The sequence below is a fragment of the Actinocorallia libanotica genome (assembly GCF_039525175.1).
In the GTDB taxonomy this organism is placed as follows: Bacteria; Actinomycetota; Actinomycetes; order Streptosporangiales; family Streptosporangiaceae; genus Actinocorallia; species Actinocorallia libanotica.
This window is the reverse complement of record NZ_BAAAHH010000013.1, coordinates 46,180-68,023: the sequence shown is the minus strand read 5'-3', so window position 1 is coordinate 68,023 and position 21,844 is coordinate 46,180. Positions and strand designations below refer to the sequence as shown.

Sequence of the window (21,844 nt, the reverse complement as noted above, 5' to 3'; positions counted from 1 at the left end):
CGTGCGGAGGGGCCGTGGAGCCCCTCCGCACGGCCGTGCGGGGCCGGGAGCGCGCTCGCGCGGCAGCCGCGGGACCGCCGGATCGGCGGAGTACGTCCGCCGTTTGACGGGCTCCGCCGGTCTCCGGGCGACTCCACAATGGTGCTCGCGGCCGTGGTCCGGCCGCATGAGCACCGCGAGGAGAGCCGTGACGCAGCAGAGCCCGGTGGGCCCTCCGCCCCCCTTCGACCCGACCGTGGCCGCCACGCTGGCGGTCGTCCACAAGACCATGCCCGCGGACGGGCTCGTCGCCGCGCGCATCCCGGTCTACCGGGCGGCCGCAGCCGAGCTGGGCGCCCTGCCGGCCGCGGAGTTCACCGGGAACGGGGCGTTCACCGTCGAGGAGCGCGCGGTTCCGGGCCCGGAGGGCGCGCCCGACGTCCCGCTGCTGATCTGCCGCCCGGCCGGCGCGACCGGGCCGACGGGGGTGATCTACTACATCCACGGCGGCGGCATGGTGATGGGCACCAACCGGCACGGGGTGTCCGACATGCTGGAGATCGCCGGGGACCTGGGGATGGCGCTGGTCTCGGTGGAGTACCGCCTGGCGCCCGAGCACCCGCACCCCGCGCCCGTCGAGGACTGCTACGCCGGCCTGCTCTGGACCGCCGGGCACGCCGACGAGCTGGGCCTGGACCTCGGCCGCCTGATCGTCGCCGGCACCAGCGCGGGCGGCGGCCTGGCCGCCGCGGTGTCCCTGCTGGCCCGGGACCGCCGGGGGCCCGCGCCGGCCGGGCAGATGCTGATCTGCCCGATGCTCGACGACCGCAACGACACCCCCTCGTCGTTCCAGATGGCCGGGCTCGGCCTGTGGGACCGCACCTGCAACGACACCGGCTGGACGGCGCTGCTGGGCGACGCCCGCGGCGGCCCCGACGTCTCCCCGTACGCGGCGCCGGCCCGCGCCGAGGACCTCTCCGGCCTGCCCCCGGCGTTCATCGACGTCGGCTCGGCCGAGACGTTCCGGGACGAGGACGTCGCCTACGCCACCCGGATCTGGCGGGCGGGCGGCGTCGCCGAGCTCCACGTCTGGCCCGGCGGCTGCCACGGGTTCGACGAGCTCGCCCCGCACGCCGCGATCTCCGCCGAGGCCAAGGAGGCACGCCTGCGCTGGGCGCGCCGCGTCCTGTCCTCCTGAGGAGCGATGATGGAGAGGTGAGAGAGCTCGTAGGCAGGCTGACCGAGCTGGATCCCCGGGCGGGCGCCGCCGTCCGGGTCATCGCCTACTTCGACGCGCTCGTCGCCCAGCGGGCGGGCCTGGAGGCCATCGTCCGCGGCGCGGCCTTCCTGGCCAGGTGCCCCGCCCGGCTGGTCGACGAGGACCGCCGCCTCCACCTGCGCGCGACCCCCGACGGAGCCCCCGCCGACACCCGCGCCTTCGGCGGCGACGCCCGGGACGCGGTCGATCCGCGGTGGCCCGCCGAGGAGGTCGCGACCGGCGGGCCGGCCCGTCTGCTGCTGGAGCGGACCTCCGGGCCCGCGGAGCTGGATCCGATGATCCTCGAACGGGCGGCCGCCGCCGCCCGTACCGTCCTGGAGCGCACCCGGACTCCGGCCCGCGAGCCCGTCGAAATCCTCCTGGACCCGCGGACCCCGGAGCACGAACGCCTGTGGGCGGCCCGCCGTCTCGGTCTGAAGACCGACGGACCCGTCCGCGTCATCGTCTTCCCGGACGGACCGCCGATCATCCGGCCGGACGGTCCGGACGGTGCGAACGTCCCGGAGGGGCGCCGCGCCGGAGTGGGCGCCGCGGTGGACGTCGCGGACCTGCCCTCCTCCTGGGAGGCGGCCCGCACCGCCCTCCGCCTGACCGCCGAAGGCACCGACCAGGACCCGGGCCCGCGCGTCTTCCACGCCGAGGAGCTGGGTCCGCTGGCCGTCCTGGCCGCGCACGTCCGGCCGGGAGACCGCCCCGACCCCGACACCCGCGCCCTGGAGCGCGCCGCGGTCGCCGCCCCCTGGATGCTGCTGACCCTGGACACGGTCGCCTCCGCCACCAGCCTCCGCGCCGCGGCGACCGCCCTCACCGTCCACCACTCCACCCTGCAGACCCGTCTGGCCCAGGCCTCCCGCCTCCTCGGCTGGGACGTCCGCACACCCTCCGGCCGACTGCGCCTCCACCTGGCGCTCCTCGCCCGCCGCCTCCACCGCAACCCCTGACCTGCCGGAGCCGGTCCTTACCCGTCCCGTGGGTAGGGGAGGAATATGTTCTTCTTTTTCTCAAGTCGTCTTGGATGTCTGGGTTCGATCCTCATCAGCGTGGCCGCCACGCTGGTCCTCTATCTGGTCCTCACCCGCTGACCTTGCGCGCGGTGGTGACGCGCAGGGTGGTGCGCAGGGAGAAGGGCGCCTCGGGAAGCTCCGCGTGGACGGCGGCGCGGGCCTCCTCGAGGCGGGACTCGGGGATCTCCTCCATGAGGGCGCGCAGCCCGTGCGTCCAGAGCCAGTCCCAGAAGACGGGCCTGCCGGGGAAGCGGGTCTCGACGAGGTGCTCGGTGATCTCGACGTCGGCCCAGCCGGCGAGGAGGGCGGTGATGGAGGCCGGGTCGCCGAAGCGGTCGACGGGGCGCTCCCCCTCTCCGGCCGGGGCGAAGGCGGAGAGGGTCTTCACGACGGTGCCGAAGAGGGGGTCCTGGGCGCCGAAGGTGCTGAGGGCGAGCAGCCCGCCGGGACGCAGCAGGCGGTGGTAGGCGGCCAGGGCCTCCTCGGGGGCGGGCAGGAAGAAGATCACGAGCCCGGCGAGCACGGTGTCGAACGAGCCGTCGGGGAAGTCCGGGGCGCCGGCGTCGCCGACGGCCACGGTCACCCACGGCAGGTGGGCGGCGGCCGACGCCGTCAGCGCGACCATCCCCTCGGCGAGGTCGGTGCCCACGACGGACCCGGACGGGCCCGCGGCCTCGGCGGCGGGGAACAGCACGTGCCCGCGCCCGCACCCGACGTCCAGGACGCGCGCGCCCTCGGCGATCGCGGCCCGTTCCACCAGCGCCCGTCCCATGGGGGCGAAGAACTCCACACCGACCTGTTCGTAGTTCGCCGCGGACCGGTCGAACACCCCTACAACGGAAGGCTTGCCATCGGAAGCGCTCATGTCCACGATCTTCGCATCTCTGCCGGTCCGGCGAACCTCGCCGGGCGGAACGGCGTCAGGACGGGGGGAAGCCGCCTGGAGAAGGGAGAGGGATGGATCGAGGGGAACCGGTGGAGGCGGAGCGGGTGCCGTGTCCGCGGTGCCGGAAGGGCGGGGTCGTGCCGGTCATGTACGGCTACCCGCACTTCACGGACGAACTGCAGGAGGCGCTGCGCGGGAGACGGCTCGTCCTGGGCGGCTGCGTTCCCCGGGAGGAGCGGTGGGCGTGCACGGCCTGCGGGACGAAGTACCTGGAGGAGCCGGTTCCCGGAGCCCGGCCGGGTGACTTCGTCCTGGGCGTTCCGGTGGAGGTCGACGTCCTGCGGGACGGGCGGCGGACGCGGGGGCTGGTCACCGTCCGCAGGCGCGACCCGTGGACGGTGGCCTTCCGCCTCCGCGGCTCCGACGACGGGCCCAGGATCGCGGCGCAGGGGGACGACCTCTTCGCCGCCTTCCAGCAGCTCTCCCGCGCCGCCGCCCGGGTGGGCGTCCGCCTCCTGGTGAACGGCTCCCGCCGCGACGCCCACCGGTGCCCGCCCGGATCGCCCGGCGCCGAGCGGGACGTCGCCTTCCTCACCTCCGGCGACGCGACCGCCCCGATCCTGGGGCCCGCCGACCCCGACCTGCTGGGCACGCCCGAGGAGCAGGACCGCGCCCATGCCGCCTGGCGCGCCGGTTCCGGGACGTGAGACCGCCTCGCGCGGGAGGCGGCCTCACGAAGGGGGCCGCCTCACGCGGGAGGCGCGGAGGTCGGGGCGTCGAGGAGGACGGGGAGGACGAAGCGTTCGATCATCATGCGCTCGTCGGCGGCGTCGTGTCCGGGATGGGCCAGCAGGGACACGATGACCCGCAGCAGCCAGCGCGCCCTCTCGCGGGTGCCGGTGTCGTCCGGGTCGCCGAGGAAGGCGGCGCACAGGCCCTGGAGGACGGCGGAGGCGTCGACGAGCTCGGCGGTGCGGGCGCCGTCCGCCCCGGTGAACCACGACGCCAGGACCGGGCTCTGCCGTACCGCGGCGAGGGCGGCCTGGACGGTCTCCGCGAGGCGTTCGCGCGGGTCGGTGAGGTGCCGGAGGCGGCGGCCGATGTCCGCCACGACGCGGTGGGTGTGGCGGTGCATGTACGCCACCTGTAGTGCGTGCCGGTTCTCGAAGTAGCGGTACAGCGTGGCCCGCGAGCATCCGGCGGCCTTCGCGATGTGGCTCATCTCGGTGGCGCCGACGCCGCGTTCGGCGAACACCTCTCCGGCGGCGTCGAGGATGCGTTCGGCGGCCAGGCCGTTGCGCTCCTCCTGCAGCCACGGGCGGCTCATGCGGACGGCCCCGGACGGAACGGAAGGGACTGGAAGCGGCGGACGAAGTGGCCGGGGGCGAACTCCCCGCGGTCGGTGTCCACCTCGAAGTGCGGGAAGCGGGCCAGCAGCTCCTCCAGGGCGATCCGGGCCTGGAGGCGGGCGGCGGACGCGCCGAGGCAGTGGTGGGCGCCGTGGCCGAAGCCGAGGGCGCGGCGCGCCCGGCGGGTGAGGTCGAGTTCGGCGGCGTCGTCGCCGAACTCGCGGGGGTCGCGGTTGGCCGAGCCGTACAGCAGGAGCACCTTGCGCCCGGCGGGGAGGACCTTGCCGTGCAGCTCCACGTCGCGGGTGGCGGTGCGGGCCAGCCCCTGGACGGGGGTGGTCAGCCGCAGCAGCTCGTCGATCGCGTCGGGGATGAGGCCCGGGTCGTCCACCAGCGTCCGCCGCTGGTCCGGGTGCGCCGCGAGCAGCCCGCATCCGGAGCTGAGGAGGCCGGTCGTGGTGTCGTTGCCGCCGGCGACCATGGTGAACGCGAAGCCGAGGACGCGCAGCGGCCCGAGCGGGTCGGAGTCGTCGAAGACGGTGCTCAGCGCGGAGATCACGTCGTCGCCGGGCTCGGCGCGCCTGCGTTCGAGGAGCTCGCTGAAGTAGCCGAACAGCTCCGCCACCGCCTGCCCGGCCGCCAGCGCGTCGCCGTAGGCGTTGGAGGCCACGATCTCCTCGGTCCAGTGGTCGAACCTCGCCCGGTCGGCCTCCGGCACGCCCAGGTAGTGGGCGACGACGAAGCTCGGCAGCGGCTTGAACAGCTCGGCGACGATGTCCACTTCGGCCGTGCCGCCGTCGGCGACGCGGTCCAGCCGCTCGCGCACGAACGCCCGCACCTCCGGCTCGATCGAGGTGACGCGGCGGGGGGTGAAGCCGCGGCTGACCAGCTTGCGGAACTCGGTGTGCTCGGGCGGGTCCAGCATCACCATCGGCGCGGCCTCGCCGAGCCCGATCCGCTCCCGCTCGCCGTAGGTGAAGGTCAGCCCCTCGGCCGAGGAGAACGTCCCGGTGTCCCGGGCGGCCTCCCACACGTCGGCGAACCGCGACAGCACCCAGTAGTCGCCCCGCTCGACGTGGTGCAGGGGGTCGTGGTCGCGCAGCCCGGCGTACAGGCCGAACGGGTCGCGCCACGACTCCCCTGAAAGGGGCGCGTATCCCTGGAACACTTCAGCAGTCATGTCGCGAATATGAGACATATCAGCTCTCGTGTCAACAGGGCGTGCGCCGCGGATTCAGCCCTTCCGCAGGGCCGCGAAGAAGGCGCGGAGGTCGCCGACCACTTCGGCGGGGCGTTCCATGGCGGCGAAGTGGCCGCCGTCCGGGAACTCGCTCCAGTGCACGATGTTCGTGTTGTCGCGTTCGGCCAGGCTGCGGATGGTCTTGAAGTCGTCGGCGAAGACCGCGACTCCGGTGGGGGCGGTGTTGATGGCGGGCTCGGCGCCCGAGTGCGCCTCCGCGTAGTGGTAGCGGCCGGCCGTGGCCTGGGTGTTGGTGAACCAGTAGAGGGAGACCTGGGTGAGGATCTGGTCGCGGGTGACCAGGCTCGTGCCGTTGCCGAAGGAGTTGAACAGCTCGCTCCAGGCGAGCTGGCCGACCGGGGAGTCGGCGATCCCGACGGCGACGGTCTGCGGGCGGGAGGCGTTGATGGCGTTGTAGCCGCCGACCGACTGGAACCACTGCATGTGCTCCAGGGCCGCGTACTCCTTGGGCCCGAAGCCCTCGAACTCGGCGGGGTCGCCCGACGGGAACGAGAACAGCTGGAGGACGTGCATCCCCAGGTATCCGGGCGGGCTCAGCAGGCCCAGCTCGCGGGAGATCATGGTCCCGGCGTCGCTGCCGTGCGAGCCGTAGGAGTCGTAGCCGAGCCGGCGCATGAGCGCGTCGAAGGTGCGGGCGACCTTCGCCATGGTCCAGTCGCCGCCTTCGAGTGGGGTGCTGAAGCCGAAGCCGGGGATCGAGGGGACGACCACGGAGAACGCGTCCTCGGCCCTGCCGCCGTGCGCGACAGGGTCGGTGAGCGGGCCGATCATGTCGAGGAAGTCCGCGAACGAGCCGGGGTAGGTGTGGATGAGCAGCAGCGGGGTCGCGTCCTTCTCGGCGGACGGCACGTGGACGAAGTGCACGGTCTGCCCGTCGACGTCGGTCAGGTAGTGCGGGAACTCGTTCATCCGCGCCTCCTGCTTCCGCCAGTCGAACGAGGCGCGCCAGTACTCGACGGTCTCGCTCAGGTAGGCGTTCGGGGTGCCGAGCGTCCAGTCGTCGTTCGCCGCGGGGCGGGGGAGCCGGGTGTTGGCGAGCCGGCGGGTGAGGTCGTCGAGCTCGGCCTGGGGGATCTCGACGTGGAAGGGGCGGATCTCGGCGTTCTGCGTCTTCGTCATGGCCTCAAGGTAGGAGCCATAGCGGAAGATCAGATTCCTCATTGACGCCATAATCCGAAGAATGTTGGAGACCTCTTCGAGACGGCTCGCCCTGCTCTCGCTGCTGCAGTCACGGCCGGAGTGGCCGGGCCCCGAGCTGGCCGAACGCCTCGGCGTGAGCACCCGGACGATCCGCAACGACGTCGAGAGCCTGCGTGAACTCGGCTACCCGGTGGAGTCCACGCGCGGAGCGACCGGCGCCTACCGGCTCGGTCCGGGCGCGAGGCTGCCGCCGCTGCTGCTGGACGACGAGGAAGCCGTCGCCGTCGCGATCGGGTTGCGGGCCGGTACGGGCGTCAGCGGTATGGAGGAGAGCAGCGCGCGCGCACTGGCGAAGCTGGAGCAGGTGCTTCCCCACCGGCTGCACCGCCAGGTGGCGGCGATCCACGAGTCCACCACCAGGGCGCCGGAGTACCTCGGCACCAACGTCGCGGACCCCGAGATCGACTCCGCGGTCCTGTCCCGGATCGCGGCGGCCGTCCGCGACCGGGAGTGGTTCCGCTTCGACTACGCGATCGAGCCCGAGGCGCCGTCCGACGCGCCCACCGCCACGCCGTCCGTGCCGGACGGCCGCAAGCTCGTCGAGCCGTACCGCCTGGTCAACTGGCGGCGCCACTGGTACCTCGTGGGCCGCGACCCGCGGTCCGGCGACTGGTCGGCCTACCGGGCCGACTGGATCACCCCCCTGATGCCGACCCGCCGCGCCTTCACCCCGGTCCCGCTCCCCGGCCTCGACTACACGAGCTTCGTTCTGCGCGACGTGGCCGCCACCGGCTGGAAGGTCCACGCCCGCATCACCGTCTTCGCCCCGGCCGAGGAGGTCCTCGCCCGTATCAACCCCACCGTGGGCGTCGTCGAGTCCGTCGACGAGCACAGATGCGTCCTGGTGACGGGCGCCGACAGCCTGGAGACGATCGCCGTCTACATCGGCATGCTCGGACTCGACTTCAAGGTCACCGGGCCGCCCGGCCTCGTCACGCATCTGAAGACCCTCGGCAACCGCTACCTCGACGCGGTGAGCCCTTGACGAGCCGAAACCTAGGATCGCGAATATGACGCTGCTCGACTTGAACCCCGACCAACTGCTCTCCACCACCCGCGCCGTGCGCAAGCGGCTCGACTTCGGCCGCGAGGTACCCCAGGACCTGATCCGCGAGTGCGTGGCCATGGCCCTGCAGGCCCCGTCGGGCTCGAACGTCGTCACGATGCGGTTCGCCGTGGTGCGGGACGCCGAGAAGCGCCGCGCCATCGGCGACGTCTACCGGGAGGTCTACGCCGGCTACCGGGCGTCACCGCACTACGCGGGAAGGCAGGCCGGCGACGAGCAGGCCCGCGTGGCGAGCTCCGCCGACTACCTGGGCGAGCACATGGGCGACGCTCCCGTCCTGGTCATCGGCTGCACGGAGGGGCCCGACCGCGCGTCGGCGAAGGCGATGCTCGGCAACATCCTCCCGGCGATGTGGAGCTTCATGCTGGCCGCCCGCGCCCGCGGGCTCGGTACCTCCTGGACGTCCATGCACCTGGCCCGGGAGCGTGACATTGCCGACATCCTCGGCATTCCATATGACACCGTCGCCCAAGCCGTCCTCACCCCGCTCGCCTACACCAAGGGCACCGACTTCCGCCCGGCCAAACGGCCCTCCCCCGACTCCGTCATCCACTGGGACACCTGGTAGCGCGAACCCTCTCGGCCCGGTCAGGTGAAGAAAATGGGCTGGGTCACCGTGGCCGGGAGGTCGCCGCCCGCCACGGTGAAGGCGGCGAGCGCCTGGATGAGGGCGGTGCGCTGCTCGGGGTCGAGGCGGGCGACGACCTGGGAGATCTCCTCGTGGCGGCGGGCCGTCACGTCCGCGACGACGCGGTGCCCGGCGGGGGCGAGGCCGAGGAGGATCTCGCGGCGGTTGCGCGGGTTGACCCTGCGGGTGATCAGCTGCGCGAGGACGAGCCGCTCGGCCATCCGCAGCGCGGTGGAGGGGTTGACGCCCAGGAGGTCGGCCAGCGCCGACAGCTTCATCGGGCCCTGGACCGACAGGCTCGACAACATCCGGAACTGGGGGAGGGTCACCCCTTCGCCGACGGCGGCGAGCGAGCGCGCCGAGATCGCGACGAGGAGCCGGGAGGCCGTCAGGAGAGCCGTGGTGACGGCTTCGATGTCGGCGCCGCCGGGCGTCTCCACGACCTGCTCATGGTTCATGCCCCCTTTTGTACCGCCCTTCCCGACGTTCGGTATTTTGCATGATGCAATCCTTGCATCATGCAAAGGTAATTGGTAGCTTCGCTCGCACGATGCGAGCGGGGCGCGGGGGACGAGCCCCCGCGAGAAGGCTAGGGGGGCCGTGCATGTCGCTGCCAGGGGGCCGCAGGTCCGTATGGGCGATCCTGGTCGCGACCGTGGCCGTCGTGGCCGTGGTCGCCGGGGTCTTCCTGCTCACCGGAGGGCAGAGCGCCCCGGCGCGGGAGACGTCGGGGGACACCACCTTCGCCATGCCCGAGGACGAGACGTCCCCGTCGGGCGCCACGGCCGAGCCCCTCCCGCCGGACGGTACGCCCGTCGAGAAGCCCCAGGTCACTCCGCAGGCGACCGCCCTCAAGGAGCGTAAGATCCCGGAGGCCGTCCCCGAGCGCGAGCGCAGCGCGCCGAAGGACTGGGGCGGCTGCGACCGCAACTACGGGGAGTCGACCCAGTGCGTCCCGTGGGAGTTCCCCGACGGCATCACCGCTCCTGAAGACAAATGCCTCTGGCTCGAGCTCAACGGTTTCACCACGGCCATCGAGGTCGCGGGTACCGACCGGCAGCGGCTCGACACCGACGGCAACAAGATCGCTTGCGACGGCTGACCGGCAGTGCCGCGGCCCCGAGGAGTTCGACGATGAGATTGCGCAGGCCGAGAGCGCGCGTGTTCCTGGCCGGGTCGGCGCTGCTGGCGGCAGCCCTCGTGCAGGGCGGCGTCCCCGCGCACGCCGCGCCCAACCTGGTGCCCAACCCGAAGCTCGAGACCCTCTCCGGCAAACTGCCCAAGTGCTGGCAGGTGTGGAAGAAGGGCCGCAACACCGGCTCGGTGAAGCTCGTACGCGGGCGCGCCAGCAAACGCGCGGTGCAGATCACGCAGAAGATGCGGGTCTCCGGGGCGCGGGCGCTGGTCCAGACCGCCGGGTGCGCCATCAAGAAGGTCAAGCCGGGCCAGCGCCTGAACCTGTCCTTCTACATGAAGTCCAACACCCCGAAGACGTCCGTGATGTTCTTCCGGCAGAAGAGCAACGGCACCTGGGTGTCCTGGGCGGACTACGGAGTCGGCGGCGCGACGGGCAAGTGGCGCAAGGCGACGGTGAAGACCGCGCCGGTGCCCGCCGGCACCAAGGCCGTCCGGTTCGGCCTCGCGATCTCCGGCAAGGGCGTCATCACCACCGACGACTACGTCCTGACGGCCACCGCGGGCGCCTCCGGCAAGTGCACCGACGCCACCGGCTGCGTCGAGGGCAAGTGGCGCTACGTCGACTTCGGCGACCCCGTGCCGAACGCGAACGACCAGGACGCGGGCGACGCGGGCGGGCTGGCCAAGAAGAAGGGCGTCCGTGCGATGCACACGGTCGTCCTCAACAACGGCAAGGTCCTGCTCATCGCCGGTTCGGGGAACAACGCGCAGAACTTCGCGGCGGGCAGCTTCGAGAGCATGCTCTACGACCCCGCCACCGGGAAGTACCGGAAGATCAAGACGCCGGTCGACATGTTCTGCGCCGGGCACGTCCAGCTCTCCGACGGCCGCGTCCTCATCATGGGCGGCACGAAGAAGTACTCCGCGAACGACACCGGGTACCAGGGCTGGCTGGGCGAGGACAAGGCCTACGTCTTCGACCCGAAGGACAACAAGTACCACCGGACCAACGACATGAGCGACGGTCACTGGTACCCCTCCGCCACCATCCTCGGCAACGGCGACGTCTACTCCGTGGGCGGCTACGCCGCCGACTACCAGAACAACTACCAGTACGTCTCCCGCGTCGCGGAGCTGTTCAAGTACAACAAGAAGTCCAAGACCGGCGGCGCCTGGCTGCCCGCGAACAAGGTCGCGCAGAGCAACATCAACTGGTCGACCTACCCCGCGCTGATCCTCATGCAGAACGGCAAGCTGTTCTACTCCGGCAGCAGCGTGTTCGGCCACCCGGTCATCGGCAACAGCAACGACAACTACACGCACAACGAGGGCAACTTCCTCAGCGCCGGCATCTTCGACTACAAGAAGAAGAACTCCTTCAAGGAGGTCCCCGGCCTGAGCCAGAAGTGGGCGCGCGACCAGTCCGCCAGCGTCCTGCTCCCGCCCGCCCAGCGCCAGAAGGTCATGACGATGGGCGGCATGGACTTCTCGCAGGACGGGCCGGGCGTCGCGCACGCGCACACCGACATCGTCGACCTGAACGCCGCCAACCCCAAGTACAAGCGCGGTCCCGACCTGAACGCGGCGAAGGTGTACGTCTCGGCCGTGCTGCTGCCCGACGGCAAGGTCTTCGAGACCGGCGGCTCGTACGCCAACCGCACCCAGTACGTGCGCGAGGCGGCGATGTTCGACCCGAAGAAGCCGAACGCCTGGACGGCGATGGCCGCCGACAAGGTCGGCCGCACCTACCACAACAGCGCGGTCCTGCTGCCCGACGGCCGGGTCCTGGCGTCCGGCTCCAACCCGATCAGCAACTTCTACGAGACCCGCATCTCGATCTACTCGCCGCCCTACCTCTTCAAGGGCGCCCGTCCCAAGATCCAGAGCGTGAGCAAGAAGTACTGGTCCTACGGCGGCGGTTACACCTTCAAGACCAACCGCAAGATCAAGACCGCCTGGCTGATGCGCCCCGGCGCGGTGACCCACTCCTCCGACCCCAACCAGCGCGCGGTGGCCCCGGAGAAACTCACCGTCAAGGGCAACACCGTCAAGTTCAAGCTCACCAACAACCCCAACATCGCCCCTCCCGGCTGGTACATGCTCTTCGCCACCGACGCCCAGGGCGTCCCCTCGGTGGCCAAGTGGGTGCACGTCGGCGGGTGACCGACCTACCGCCTGACGGCGCCGCGGCTCCGGCCGCGGCGCCGTCGCCGTTGTGCGGGACGCATGGCGGCCACTCGCGGACCGTGCCGGGACCGGCGGTGTTCGCACGGCACGGGGCTCACAGAGCCGGGCGCAGGACGCCCTTTCCACTCGTCATGCGGCACGGGACGCACGACACCTGCCGCCGAATGGTGCCGTTCTGCACACCTTGCTGAACTTTGCGGCATTACCTCCGTTTCCTCCTGCACAATGGCGTGATCGACATCCGAAGATCTCGAACCCTGAGGACTCCCGTGAACCCCCTGGCCCCGCGCGACCCTGAGGAGATCTACGGCTACCGGCTGCTCGGTCGGCTGGGAGAGGGCGGGCAGGGCGTCGTCTACCTGGCGGAGGCGCCCGACGGGCGGAGGGTCGCCGTCAAGGTGATGCACGGAATGGTCGACAAGGACTTCCGGCGGGAGGTCGCCGCCGCGCACAAGGTCGCGCCGTTCTGCACCGCGCAGGTCATCGAGTCCGGCGACGACTACGTGGTCACCGAGTTCATCGACGGGCCGTCCCTGCGCGACGCCGTCGAGGAGGACGGGCCGCTCACCGGCGCGGCCCTGTACCGGCTGAGCGTGGGGACGGCCACCGCGCTCGCCGCGATCCACCAGGCGGGCATCGTGCACCGCGACTTCAAGCCCGGCAACGTGCTCCTCGGTCCGGACGGGCCCCGCGTCATCGACTTCGGCATCGCGCGGAACCTGGACGCCACCGCCTCGGTGAGTGGTTCGATCGTCGGTACGCCCAGTTTCATGGCACCCGAGCAGTTCTCGACACGCGCCGTCACGGCCGCCGCCGACGTCTTCGCCTGGGCCGCCACGATCGCCTACGCCGCCAACGGGAGCCCCCCGTACGGGCAGGATTCCATTCCGGCCGTCATGCACCGCCTTCTGACCGCCGAACCCGACCTCGGCCTCATCGACGAACCCCTGCGCGGGCTGCTCGCCCGCTGCCTGGCCAAGGAGCCTGCGGAACGTCCGAGTGCCAGCGAAATCCTCACGAGCCTTCTGGAGAACACCGGCGGCTCCGACGCGCTCGCTCTGGGCCGTGCTACCGCCGTCGAGGCGTCCACCGACGACAGCCGGACCATCCGGTGGACGTCCCTCCGCATGACTCCGCACACGGAGCCTCCGCGGCAGCGACGCCGCTCTCGAAAACTCCCGATGGCCGCGGCGGCCGTCGTCGGCTTCATATTCACGGCGGGAATCGGAGCCGTCGTGATCGATCAGATGGGGGAGGACGAGCAGGCAGCGGCTTTTTTTGACGCAGAGGCACCTCCAGAGAGCAGTACGGAGTTCGCGGAGGCCATCGAAGCGGCGGTGGCCAAGTCCAGAACGGCGAACGTCAAAGTGTCCGGCGGCCGTCCGGACAGCCTTGAACGACTTGAGGCGGAAGGCAGACTCGACTACAAGGCAGGCCGGAAGACCAGTTACGAGGTCTCGTTGCGCAACCCGGTCGACCCTGGCGAAGGCGCCGAGTCGCGCCATCTGATCCTCATCGGGGACACGGCCTACTCCCAGGCGATCGGCGGCGACGACCCCCGGCCCGCCGGAAACTCCGCCTATCTCCAGGGCTCCCCGCACGTGGACCTCCTGATCGAGACCCGCTGGGTGAGCTCTCCGCAGAACATCGCGGCGCTGATCCGCGAGCAGGTGTCCTTCACCCATGCCAAGGACCGGGCCACCTGGACGCTGGGCGGCAGCGCCTCGAAAAAGGAGCTCGTCCAGAATCCGGAGCTCGGTCCCTTCTACAAGGGTTACGACACCATCCGCTTCACCCTTCTCCTCGACTCCGACTACCGGCCCAAGCGCCTCGACCTCGACCTCCGGAAGAAGGTGAGCGGCGGCGGCCTCTACCGTTCCTTCTACCAAGTCACTTACGGCAACTGGGGCAGCAGCGGTACGATCATCAATCCGCAGTGAAAGGTGATCATTGCTCGATTCCCTGACGAAATCGCAAGCCCGCGCCATGATCCTCCGCACCCACGGCCTGGCCCATGTGCCCGCGGACGCCCGTCTCGACCCGCTTCTCGCCGGGTACGACAGGACGCTGGAACTCGGCTTCGGCCTGGCCTTCTACCGGACGGTCGAGCGCTACATCGTGCAGACCTGCAAGGCGACCCAGCTGCGCCGCCTCCCCAAGCTCGTCGAGAACGAGGACGAGGTACGGCTGCTCGTCGGCGTCTACCGGGGAGAACCCCTCTTCGACGGGAGCTGGCGGGGACGCGTGTACCGGATGACGGAGGAGACGGTGTTCGGCGCCCGCCCCGGTCGGCAGCGAACGCACAGAAGCGCCCGCTGCCCGCTCACGACGAAGAGCCTGTGAGTCAGTTCTGCGGCTGAGGGTTGTCCCGCAACCACTGGTCGAACTTCGCCTTCAGCTTGAGGAACTCGTCGTAGGACGCCGCGTATTCGGTGCGGCGCTCGGTCGGGTTCGTGGTGACGAAGTAGAGCCACTTCCCGTCGGCCGGGCTCATCGCGGCCTCGATGGCGGCGACGCCCGGATTGCTGATCGGCCCCGGCGGCAGCCCCTTGTGCCGGTAGAGGTTGTAGGGCGAGTCGATGTCCTGGTGCCGCTCCCGCACGTCGATGGTGCGCTTCTGCCACGCGTAGAGCAGCGCCGGGTCGAACTGCAGCGGCATGTCGATCTTCAGCCGGTTGTGCAGGACCCGCGAGATCATCGGCCGGTCCTCGGGACGGCCCGCCTCGGCCTCGATCAGGCTCGCGACGGTGACGACCTCTGCCGGGTCCAGGCCCAGCGCCTGGCCTTGGGAGAAGTCGACCTTCTGCGTCTCCTGCTTGAACCGGTCGACCATCATGGTGAGCAGCTGGGCGGCGGTCGCGTGCGGCGGAAGGTCGTACCGGCCGGGATACAGATAGCCCTCGACCTTCCCCTTCGCCGACTCCGGAAGCCCCAGAGAAGCCGGATCGACCTTCTCGAACTCCTTGACGGGGATGTTCGCGGCCTCCGAGAGCAGCGCGTAGACCTCCGAAGCCCACCTGCCCTCGGGAACGTGCACGACACCGATCCGGGAGTCCGGGCTGAGCAGCATCGTGACGGCCGACTCGGCGGACATCTCCTTGCGCACCTGGTAGAAGCCCGGCTGCAACGTCTGGAGCTTCGCGCCCGCCGCGTTGGTGAACGCCTCGACGGACCTGATGGCGCCCGCCTTCTGCAGCGCCCGCCCCACATGGGCGGTGGAATCACCCTTCTTCACCTCGACGGTGACCGTCCCCGTCCCCTGCCCGGTGTAGTCGGGGGGCGGCATGTGCCCCTGGAGCTTGTCGTAACCGAAGTAGAGGCCTCCGCCGATCACCGCCAGGAGAAAGAGCAACGAGACGACGACCGCCGCTCCGCCGCGCTTTCTGCGCCTGCCCCGAGAGGGGCCGCCCTCTTCCCACAGGTCCGGATCGACGACCATCGCTTCTCCTGATCGGTCTGCTACGGAAGACGATGCTCTCCGGAGACCTCCCCGGCCCTTCGCCCCCGCCATCGCTTCGCGGGGGATTCTTTACCCGGAACAGGCCGCTTGTTTCAGCACCGGACGAAGGTCACACGAGCGGGACTATCGTGGTGACCGTGCCGCACAGGGAAGGGCGTGGGAGAACACGCCACGGGGAAGAGAACGACGGGCGAGTGCGCAGGGTCTCCACCCGCAACGCGCAGTTCCAGACCTGGCAGGCGCTGCTCGCCAACCGCAACAAGCGCCAGAAGCTCGGTGAGTTCCTCATCCACGGCGTCCGGCCGATCTCCCTGGCCGTGCAGTACGGCTGGCCGCTGCACCGCCTCCTCTACCCGACCGACGCCCGCCTGTCGTCCTGGGCCAAGGACCTCATCCGCGACAGCGGCGTCCCCGCCATCGCCGTGGACCCCGAACTCCTGCACGAGCTCGGCGAACGCGACTCCGCGCCGCCCGAGCTCATCGCCGTCGGCGGCCTCGGCCCCGACGACCCCGGCCGCCTCGGCACGGCGCCCGACCTCCTCGCCGTGGCCTTCGACCGCCCGTCCAGCCCCGGCAACATCGGCACCCTGATCCGCTCCGCCGACGCCTTCGGCGCCTCCGGCCTCATCGTCACCGGCCACGCCGCCGACGTCTACGACCCCAAGACCGTACGGGCCAGCACGGGCTCCCTGTTCCGCCTGCCCGTCGTCCGCGTCCCCTCGCCCGCCGACGTCCTGGCCTGGGCCGAGTCCCTGCGCGGCAAGGGCGTCCCCCTGCGCATCGTCGGCACCGACGAGCACGGCGCCACCCCGGTCGCCGACTGCGACCTGACCGGCCCCGTCCTCCTCGTCGTCGGCAACGAGACCACCGGCATGAGCACCCGCTGGCGCGAGATCTGCGACGAGACCGTCGCCATCCCCATCGGCGGCGCCGCCAGCTCCCTCAACGCCGCCTCCGCCGGCACCCTCATGCTGTACGAGGCCGCCCGCCAGCGCGGCTTCCCCGCGGCGGGCACCCCGGCACCGTAGGCGCCGGGGCCTTCACCCGCGGCTCACACCCGGTAGAGCTTCAGCCCCACGTGGTCGACGATCCACCGGTGGTCGCGCGTGTCGAGCGCGAAGTAGATGCGTCCGACCCGCGTCGGCGGCACGTGGTCCTCCAGCTTGATGTGGTGGACCCTGCTGAACTGCCGCCCGGCGAACCAGAACCTGTCCAGCCCGTTCTTCTTCAACGCCTTGTCGATGGGCGAGTACCGCAGCCCCACCGTCCTGATCAGCCAGTCGTGCAGCCGCTCCCGCACGTCCCCGCTCGACCCCCGCCACTGCGCCGCCGCCTCCGACAGCCGGTCGAGCGTCTGATACATCAGCTCCTCGTTCTGGTACCGGCACCTGATCCACGACCGCTGCGCCGCCGAGGTGAACACCAGCCCGCCGCCCGACCGCTCCTCATACCCCCGGAACAACCCCGGCGCCTCCCGGCGCCGCCCCTGCCGACCACCCGCGCACCGCGCCATCTCCATGGGGGGCTCCTCCCTGCGAGGACGGACGCGCCCGCGTCAACGCACGGACGCGCTAACCCGCTCAGGCTAACCCCACAAGAACCGAGAAGCACTCTTATAGCGAGAATGTCCCGGGGTGTCGCAAGCGGCCCGGTCAGGAGGTGAGGCGCCAGAGGTGGATGCTTCCGAGGTCTGTGCCGACGGCGAGGGTGCGGCCGTCCGGGCTGAGATCCATGAAGAGGATGCGGGCTCGGCTGCCGGATACGGGGCGGCCGATCGCGGTGTGTTTCGCGGTGTCCCAGAGGCGGAGGTCGCTGTTGCGGTCGGCGGTGACGAGGAGACGGCCGTCGGGGGTGAAAGCCAGGCCGTGGACGGGGTGCGGATGGTGGAAGGAGGCCGTCAGGGCACGGGTCTCAACGTCCCAGAAGCGGACTTCGCCGTCGAAGCAGCTGGTGGCCAGGAGGCGGCCGTCGGGGCTGAGTTTGGTTCTGGTGACCCAGTGCTCGTGACGGAGTCGTTCACCCACCTGGGTGTGGGTCTCGGTGTCCCACAGGACGGCCCAGCCGAGTTTCTCGCCCGAACAGCCGCCACTCGCCAGGAGGCGGCCGTCAGGGCTGAAGGAGAGCGAGGAGACGGGCAGGCCGTGGTGCAGCGGTCCCTTGATCCGGACACGTTGCTCGACGTCCCACAGGTTGACCATCGACTCTTCGCAGCCGACGGCGAGGCGGCGCCCGTCGGGACTGAAGGCCAGGCTGAAGACCGTGTAGGGGCCTTGGTCGAGGATGGCGCCGGTCCTGGCTCCGGTGGTCGTGTTCCAGAGGTGCACGCGGCTGCCGAATCCGATGGCGAGGGTGAGGCCGTCAGGGGTGAAGGCGAGCCCGCTGAGATAATCGGAGTCGGTGAGGGTTTGGCCTATCTGGGTGAAGGTGTCCATGTTCCACAGCCGGAATTCCCCATGATCCGGGGGGTTGCCGATGGTGGCGAGGGCCTTGCTGGTCGGGTTGAAGCCCAGCATGAAGAAGCCGTTCTGGGTCAGATGGCCGAGCAGGGTGAGGGCCGGGGGCCCGTCGGGTTCGTCATCGAGGAGGAGAAAGGAGGCCGGAGGGACCGTCGCGGCGAGAACCCCGGTGGCTCCCAAGCCGAGCAGGCGCCGTCGGGTGAGGAAGCGCGGAGCGGGCGCGGGGGCGTGCAGGAGCGCGAGGAGCCGGTCCGCAGCCTGGGCGGCGGTGGGCCTGAGGGAGGGGTCGTGGCTCAGCAGTTCCTCGATGAGGGGCTGCAGGGGTCCCGCATGGCTTATGAGAGCCGAATCGTCGTGGTGGTGCCCTTCGACGGCGTAGCGCAGGCTCTCGCCGAGCCTGCGGAGGTCCTCCTCCGGCCTCCCCGCCTCGGTGAGGCCGGGGCCGAGGACGACCCGCTCTCCGTCCTGCAGGATGGAGCCGGGGCTGACGTCCCCGTGTGCGTCGCCTGTCGCATGCATGCCGGCAAGCGCCGAGGCGACCAGCGCTCCGACCCATGCGACGCTCGGAACCGGCAGCCGTCCTTCTTCCCGAACGGCCTGTTCCAAGGACCGCGGTGCGACGAGGACGGCGGTGTCGGGGAGCAGTGGCTCCGTTTTCTCCGCCATGGTCGGTCACCACACCACAGGGACGAGGGGTCCGTCGAGACCCCGATGATCAATCGTGATGAGGTCGAGGCGCCCGGGTGTCGCATGCTGGTGAAATCGGTACACAGATCTGAGAGTTCCGCTACCGTAAGCTCCGCTGCGGCCAGCTGACGGAAGTAGAGGGCGTGGTGATCGAGGACCACCAGCTGGAGCCCGACCCGCCGTAGGACCCCTCTCCCGTACCCGGCCGGCCCGGACCCCGGTGAAGGCGAACCGCTGGCGCAGTGCGGAGTCCGGCAGCCTGGTGCTGCGGTCGGCGTCCCGCGCCGCACGGAGCCCGGACTGTACGTTCCGCCACAAAAACGATCTTCTTCTCGTGGCAGACTCCCCGCATGACGAAGCAGGCGGAGACACCGCTGCCCTTCCGCGGCTGGCGCAAGGGCCGCATCCCCGTGACCCACGCCCCCGAAGGGCAGGCGACCATCGCGGAGATGAAGGGCCGGCTTTTGGGAAGCCTCGACGTCCACGGACTGGTCGACACCCCGGAACGCCTCGAACGCGGCGGCTGGGTCGGCTCCGGCAGCTACATCAGGGGCAGGTTCCGCTTCCTCGTCCCCAAGGAGTACACGCACCTCCTGGTGGAGAACAGTTCCAACGAACTCCCCTTCTTCCGATGGAAAGCCGGTTTCCTCACCTCAGAGGACTGCCGTGAACTTACCGGGACCGTCACTGGCGGGTGCCCCGACGTCCTGCGCCACCACGGCCCCGCCACGACCGCTCTCCTGGAGGTGGGCTCCGGCTACGCCCACGTCCGCCACACCCGCCCTGACGCCGCCCCCGAGGACAGGCACCACGACATCATCAACTTCAGCAAGGGTCCGTTCCGCGGCCGGGTGGAGATCCCCGGCCCCGGCCTGATCCTCATCGACACCCTCGTCCGCTGGAAGCTCACCGTGAGCTCGTCCCCCTCGGCCTGAACGACGTCCGCGGTCCCGTCGAACGCGCATCGCCCGTCCGCCCCGCCACACGCGAGGGACCTGGCATCACCCGCTTGACCGGTTATCTCACCTGATCCCACCCACCTGGACTCCCGTCATGAGCCGCGTCTATGCCGGTTCCAGCTTCTGCTACCGCAGCGGCACCAACCTCGAACCCGTCCTCTCCGACGACGATCCTCTGGAGTTCCTCGCCGAAGCCCTGCGGAGCAGGGTCTTCCATCCGGCCGTCCTGGACGTCGTCACCGGTACCAGGACCACCGACGACGTCTACGGCCGGGACATGGAGGAGCACGAGACCTACTCCTACCGGCTGAACCTCGACGCTGAGGAGATCACCTGCCTCCGCGCCCTTCTTCCAGAACCACCCGACTGAGCGCTATGTGAACATTGTTACCAAGTATGCGAATGTTTTCGACATCTTCAAGGTAATGTACGTTTTACTATGGCAACGAATGAGATGGATGAAAATCCCGAGTCGCGCTTCTCCTTGGTGCTGGTGGCGGCGGCAAGGCTTCCCGGTGTGCGCATCAACAGGGACGCTTACCTCCGAAAGGAGTTGGGTCGCCACTGCTCCGAAGACCAGGTCCGCAGAGCGATCGCAGAGACCCCCGCAGCGGCGGGTATTCCTCTCGAAGTCCTTGACAAAGTGGCCAATAGCTCCATCACCTACGAAACTGCCAAGGTCAGTGCTCTCTCCGCGGCTGCCGGGATACCCGGTTTCGTCGTCCTCCCCCTCACGGTGTCCGCCGATCTGGTGCAATACTTCGGTCACGTACTGCGTATCGCACAGAAGCTCGCCTACCTCTACAGCTGGCCCGATCTCTTCTCCGACGACGATGACCTCGATGACGCGACCAAGGGAGTGCTCACCCTCTTCGTCGGTGTGATGTTCGGCCTCCACTCAGCGAACACCGCTGTGGGGAAGGTCGCGGAGATGATGTCGAAGCAGGTTGCCAAGAAGCTGCCTCAGCAGGCGCTCACCAAGGGCGTCATCTACCCGATGGTGAAGAAGGTCGCGAGCTACCTCGGCGTTCAGATGACAAAGCAGACCTTCGCAAGGGGCGTCTCAAAGGCCATCCCCGTCGTTGGCGCTCTCATTTCCGGCGGACTCACTTTCGCGTCCTACCGCCCCATGGCCAAAAAGCTGAAGAACCACCTGGCCGACCTGGAGCTGACGAAACCGGCGAACGTCGTAGACGGGGAAGTCATAGAAGACGACGAGTGACCCCTTTTTCATCCCCCGGGTAGGCGTTGGCCACGGCGTGATCGCAGTCAGGGCGTGTGGTGATATTCGTCGGGCTCCCGCACCACCCATGAGATCTGGTCTCGGCCGGGACGCCACGGCTGGTTTTCTCATCGGACCTGCAGCCAGGAAGAGTGCCGATGCCTAGAGATCGGATGTTCGTGGACGCTTGCTGGCCGACTCGGAAACCGTCGCTATGTCGGCGTGGCCCAAGTTGACGTACCGAGCGGGCCTCTGAAGCTGTCAGAGGCGGATGCGACACTGCACCCACATCCTCCGCTCGTCTCGGTGCGGAGACCTCTGGAGGCGCCCGTGTCCGGAAAGCCCACCGCCAACCGTCGCTCCTACAGCAGGGCCACCATCCAGGCCCTGACCGCTCTGTCCGAAGGACACTGCTACTTCCCGGGCTGCCTGGTTCCGGTCCTGGTGTTCGTGCGAGGCGTTCCGCGCATGAATCTGGAGATCGCCCACATCGTCGCGATCGAGGACAACGGTCCTCGAGCCGATCCGCAGATGCCACTGGCCGAACGGAACGCCTTCGAAAATCTGATGCTGATGTGTCGGCCGCACCACACCACTATTGACCAGGACCAGGAGACCTATGACTCCGAAGTGTTGTGGTACTGGAAGTACGAACGTGAGGGCAGCGGCATGGAAGTTCTGGATGGCCTGTCAGGCCTTACCGAACGGCGACTTGAGGGAATGATCGGTGAGGCCCTCCAGCAGCGCGAGACCCACCTGGACCAGGCCCTGGAGCGGCTGGAGCGGATCGACGCCTCGGCGGCTCGCTGGCTGACCGACCTCCGAACCGAAGTGGAAGCGCTGCGGCAGCGGCCGCTCGTCGACACCGAGACGGTCCTCGCCTTGGAGCGGGCAGCCTACGGCTTGCGCCGCCTGGACAAAGGGACCGTCGAGGCGCTCGACTCCGCTGTCCACGGCCTCCGCAACCTGTCGAGCATGACTGAGGCACTGGCCGCAGCGGTCGCAGAGGCCAAGAGGCCGCCACGCTGGATGCAGTGACAGAGACGCCCCTACCCCGGCCGAAGCAGGCCGCATGATGATGACC

General features: G+C 70.0%; 22 protein-coding genes. 14 read left to right on the top strand and 8 right to left on the bottom strand.

Annotated elements, in window-relative coordinates; genetic code table 11:
• The first annotated feature begins 268 nt into the window (after positions 1-268).
• Both ABD140_RS17495 and ABD140_RS17490 read left to right on the top strand, forming a co-directional pair.
• Entirely contained in the window at positions 269-1,177 is a 909-nt protein-coding gene (locus ABD140_RS17495; RefSeq protein ID WP_425544128.1) for an alpha/beta hydrolase, read from the top strand.
• A 17-nt stretch (positions 1,178-1,194) separates the two neighbouring features.
• Entirely contained in the window at positions 1,195-2,199 is a 1,005-nt protein-coding gene (locus tag ABD140_RS17490) for a helix-turn-helix domain-containing protein (protein WP_344241912.1), read from the top strand.
• Between the two features lie 130 nt (positions 2,200-2,329).
• Here the strand turns inward: ABD140_RS17490 and ABD140_RS17485 are convergent, their stop codons facing one another.
• A complete protein-coding gene (locus ABD140_RS17485; RefSeq protein ID WP_344241911.1) occupies positions 2,330-3,127 on the bottom strand; it encodes a class I SAM-dependent methyltransferase in 798 nt (265 codons plus the stop codon).
• A gap of 92 nt (positions 3,128-3,219) precedes the next feature.
• Here ABD140_RS17485 and ABD140_RS17480 point away from each other — a divergent pair, with 92 nt between their 5' ends.
• Positions 3,220-3,855 carry a hypothetical protein gene (locus ABD140_RS17480; protein ID WP_344241910.1) on the top strand — a complete coding sequence of 212 codons (636 nt, stop codon included), beginning with the start codon at positions 3,220-3,222 and terminating at the stop codon, positions 3,853-3,855.
• 41 nt (positions 3,856-3,896) lie between these two features.
• Here the strand turns inward: ABD140_RS17480 and ABD140_RS17475 are convergent, their stop codons facing one another.
• Genes ABD140_RS17475 through ABD140_RS17465 form a run of 3 tightly spaced genes read right to left on the bottom strand, consistent with a single transcriptional unit; the run spans position 3,897 to position 6,877 of the window.
• A complete protein-coding gene (locus tag ABD140_RS17475) occupies positions 3,897-4,475 on the bottom strand; it encodes a TetR/AcrR family transcriptional regulator (RefSeq protein WP_344241909.1) in 579 nt (192 codons plus the stop codon).
• Positions 4,472-5,677 carry a cytochrome P450 gene (locus tag ABD140_RS17470; RefSeq protein ID WP_344241908.1) on the bottom strand — a complete coding sequence of 402 codons (1,206 nt, stop codon included), beginning with the start codon at positions 5,675-5,677 and terminating at the stop codon, positions 4,472-4,474. Before ABD140_RS17470 ends, ABD140_RS17475 begins: the two co-directional genes overlap by 4 nt.
• Positions 5,678-5,731: 54 nt before the next feature.
• Positions 5,732-6,877 (bottom strand): epoxide hydrolase family protein, encoded by a 1,146-nt coding sequence (locus ABD140_RS17465; protein ID WP_344241907.1) that lies wholly within the window; start codon positions 6,875-6,877, stop codon positions 5,732-5,734.
• A 61-nt stretch (positions 6,878-6,938) separates the two neighbouring features.
• Here ABD140_RS17465 and ABD140_RS17460 point away from each other — a divergent pair, with 61 nt between their 5' ends.
• Both ABD140_RS17460 and ABD140_RS17455 read left to right on the top strand, forming a co-directional pair.
• Positions 6,939-7,943 (top strand): helix-turn-helix transcriptional regulator, encoded by a 1,005-nt coding sequence (locus ABD140_RS17460; RefSeq protein WP_344241906.1) that lies wholly within the window; start codon positions 6,939-6,941, stop codon positions 7,941-7,943.
• Positions 7,944-7,968: 25 nt separating this feature from the next.
• A complete protein-coding gene (locus ABD140_RS17455) occupies positions 7,969-8,592 on the top strand; it encodes a nitroreductase family protein (protein WP_344241905.1) in 624 nt (207 codons plus the stop codon).
• A gap of 20 nt (positions 8,593-8,612) precedes the next feature.
• On the opposite strand, the gene ABD140_RS17450 is transcribed toward ABD140_RS17455, so the two are convergent.
• Positions 8,613-9,110, bottom strand: a complete 498-nt coding sequence (locus tag ABD140_RS17450) for a MarR family winged helix-turn-helix transcriptional regulator (protein WP_344241904.1) — start codon at positions 9,108-9,110, stop codon at positions 8,613-8,615.
• A gap of 146 nt (positions 9,111-9,256) precedes the next feature.
• On the opposite strand from ABD140_RS17450, the gene ABD140_RS17445 reads away from it, so the two are divergent.
• The 4 genes from ABD140_RS17445 to ABD140_RS17430 all read left to right on the top strand — a co-directional run bounded on the left by ABD140_RS17445 (position 9,257) and on the right by ABD140_RS17430 (position 14,319).
• Entirely contained in the window at positions 9,257-9,754 is a 498-nt protein-coding gene (locus tag ABD140_RS17445; protein ID WP_344241903.1) for a hypothetical protein, read from the top strand.
• 32 nt (positions 9,755-9,786) lie between these two features.
• Positions 9,787-11,952 carry a galactose oxidase early set domain-containing protein gene (locus ABD140_RS17440; RefSeq protein ID WP_344241902.1) on the top strand — a complete coding sequence of 722 codons (2,166 nt, stop codon included), beginning with the start codon at positions 9,787-9,789 and terminating at the stop codon, positions 11,950-11,952.
• Between the two features lie 293 nt (positions 11,953-12,245).
• Positions 12,246-13,916, top strand: coding sequence for a serine/threonine protein kinase (locus tag ABD140_RS17435; RefSeq protein WP_344241901.1), 1,671 nt, complete (start codon positions 12,246-12,248; stop codon positions 13,914-13,916).
• A 46-nt stretch (positions 13,917-13,962) separates the two neighbouring features.
• On the top strand, positions 13,963-14,319 hold the full coding sequence (locus tag ABD140_RS17430) for a hypothetical protein (protein ID WP_344241900.1): 357 nt from the start codon (positions 13,963-13,965) through the stop codon (positions 14,317-14,319).
• Position 14,320: 1 nt separating this feature from the next.
• Here the strand turns inward: ABD140_RS17430 and mltG are convergent, their stop codons facing one another.
• Entirely contained in the window at positions 14,321-15,415 is a 1,095-nt protein-coding gene (mltG, locus tag ABD140_RS17425; RefSeq protein WP_344241899.1) for an endolytic transglycosylase MltG, read from the bottom strand.
• 215 nt (positions 15,416-15,630) lie between these two features.
• Here mltG and ABD140_RS17420 point away from each other — a divergent pair, with 215 nt between their 5' ends.
• Positions 15,631-16,464 (top strand): TrmH family RNA methyltransferase, encoded by an 834-nt coding sequence (locus ABD140_RS17420; protein ID WP_344241898.1) that lies wholly within the window; start codon positions 15,631-15,633, stop codon positions 16,462-16,464.
• 23 nt (positions 16,465-16,487) lie between these two features.
• Here the strand turns inward: ABD140_RS17420 and ABD140_RS17415 are convergent, their stop codons facing one another.
• Positions 16,488-16,955, bottom strand: a complete 468-nt coding sequence (locus tag ABD140_RS17415; RefSeq protein WP_344241897.1) for a GIY-YIG nuclease family protein — start codon at positions 16,953-16,955, stop codon at positions 16,488-16,490.
• A gap of 133 nt (positions 16,956-17,088) precedes the next feature.
• Positions 17,089-18,558 (bottom strand): protein kinase family protein, encoded by a 1,470-nt coding sequence (locus tag ABD140_RS17410; RefSeq protein ID WP_344241896.1) that lies wholly within the window; start codon positions 18,556-18,558, stop codon positions 17,089-17,091.
• A gap of 371 nt (positions 18,559-18,929) precedes the next feature.
• On the opposite strand from ABD140_RS17410, the gene ABD140_RS17405 reads away from it, so the two are divergent.
• The 4 genes from ABD140_RS17405 to ABD140_RS17390 all read left to right on the top strand — a co-directional run bounded on the left by ABD140_RS17405 (position 18,930) and on the right by ABD140_RS17390 (position 21,798).
• Positions 18,930-19,514 carry a hypothetical protein gene (locus tag ABD140_RS17405; RefSeq protein WP_344241895.1) on the top strand — a complete coding sequence of 195 codons (585 nt, stop codon included), beginning with the start codon at positions 18,930-18,932 and terminating at the stop codon, positions 19,512-19,514.
• A gap of 118 nt (positions 19,515-19,632) precedes the next feature.
• Entirely contained in the window at positions 19,633-19,908 is a 276-nt protein-coding gene (locus ABD140_RS17400; RefSeq protein WP_344241894.1) for a hypothetical protein, read from the top strand.
• A gap of 69 nt (positions 19,909-19,977) precedes the next feature.
• Complete coding sequence (locus tag ABD140_RS17395; RefSeq protein WP_344241893.1) at positions 19,978-20,760, top strand: hypothetical protein; 783 nt, start codon at positions 19,978-19,980, stop codon at positions 20,758-20,760.
• Between the two features lie 330 nt (positions 20,761-21,090).
• The gene (locus ABD140_RS17390; RefSeq protein ID WP_344241892.1) at positions 21,091-21,798 is read left to right on the top strand and encodes an HNH endonuclease signature motif containing protein; all 708 of its coding nucleotides are present in this window, start codon (positions 21,091-21,093) and stop codon (positions 21,796-21,798) included.
• Positions 21,799-21,844 lie beyond the last annotated feature (46 nt).

Bases quoted from the DNA above. Each gene is read 5' to 3' on its own strand.
- ABD140_RS17495 (WP_425544128.1), top strand. From the start codon at position 269: ATGCCCGCGGACGGGCTCGTCGCCGCGCGCATCCCGGTCTACCGGGCG.
- mltG (WP_344241899.1), bottom strand. From the start codon at position 15,415: ATGGTCGTCGATCCGGACCTGTGGGAAGAGGGCGGCCCCTCTCGGGGC.
- ABD140_RS17415 (WP_344241897.1), bottom strand. From the start codon at position 16,955: ATGGAGATGGCGCGGTGCGCGGGTGGTCGGCAGGGGCGGCGCCGGGAG.
- ABD140_RS17445 (WP_344241903.1), top strand. From the start codon at position 9,257: ATGTCGCTGCCAGGGGGCCGCAGGTCCGTATGGGCGATCCTGGTCGCG.
- ABD140_RS17470 (WP_344241908.1), bottom strand. From the start codon at position 5,677: ATGACTGCTGAAGTGTTCCAGGGATACGCGCCCCTTTCAGGGGAGTCG.
- ABD140_RS17400 (WP_344241894.1), top strand. From the start codon at position 19,633: ATGAGCCGCGTCTATGCCGGTTCCAGCTTCTGCTACCGCAGCGGCACC.
- ABD140_RS17455 (WP_344241905.1), top strand. From the start codon at position 7,969: ATGACGCTGCTCGACTTGAACCCCGACCAACTGCTCTCCACCACCCGC.
- ABD140_RS17485 (WP_344241911.1), bottom strand. From the start codon at position 3,127: ATGAGCGCTTCCGATGGCAAGCCTTCCGTTGTAGGGGTGTTCGACCGG.
- ABD140_RS17395 (WP_344241893.1), top strand. From the start codon at position 19,978: ATGGCAACGAATGAGATGGATGAAAATCCCGAGTCGCGCTTCTCCTTG.
- ABD140_RS17465 (WP_344241907.1), bottom strand. From the start codon at position 6,877: ATGACGAAGACGCAGAACGCCGAGATCCGCCCCTTCCACGTCGAGATC.
- ABD140_RS17450 (WP_344241904.1), bottom strand. From the start codon at position 9,110: ATGAACCATGAGCAGGTCGTGGAGACGCCCGGCGGCGCCGACATCGAA.
- ABD140_RS17480 (WP_344241910.1), top strand. From the start codon at position 3,220: ATGGATCGAGGGGAACCGGTGGAGGCGGAGCGGGTGCCGTGTCCGCGG.
- ABD140_RS17475 (WP_344241909.1), bottom strand. From the start codon at position 4,475: ATGAGCCGCCCGTGGCTGCAGGAGGAGCGCAACGGCCTGGCCGCCGAA.
- ABD140_RS17440 (WP_344241902.1), top strand. From the start codon at position 9,787: ATGAGATTGCGCAGGCCGAGAGCGCGCGTGTTCCTGGCCGGGTCGGCG.
- ABD140_RS17460 (WP_344241906.1), top strand. From the start codon at position 6,939: ATGTTGGAGACCTCTTCGAGACGGCTCGCCCTGCTCTCGCTGCTGCAG.
- ABD140_RS17430 (WP_344241900.1), top strand. From the start codon at position 13,963: ATGATCCTCCGCACCCACGGCCTGGCCCATGTGCCCGCGGACGCCCGT.
- ABD140_RS17405 (WP_344241895.1), top strand. From the start codon at position 18,930: ATGACGAAGCAGGCGGAGACACCGCTGCCCTTCCGCGGCTGGCGCAAG.
- ABD140_RS17410 (WP_344241896.1), bottom strand. From the start codon at position 18,558: ATGGCGGAGAAAACGGAGCCACTGCTCCCCGACACCGCCGTCCTCGTC.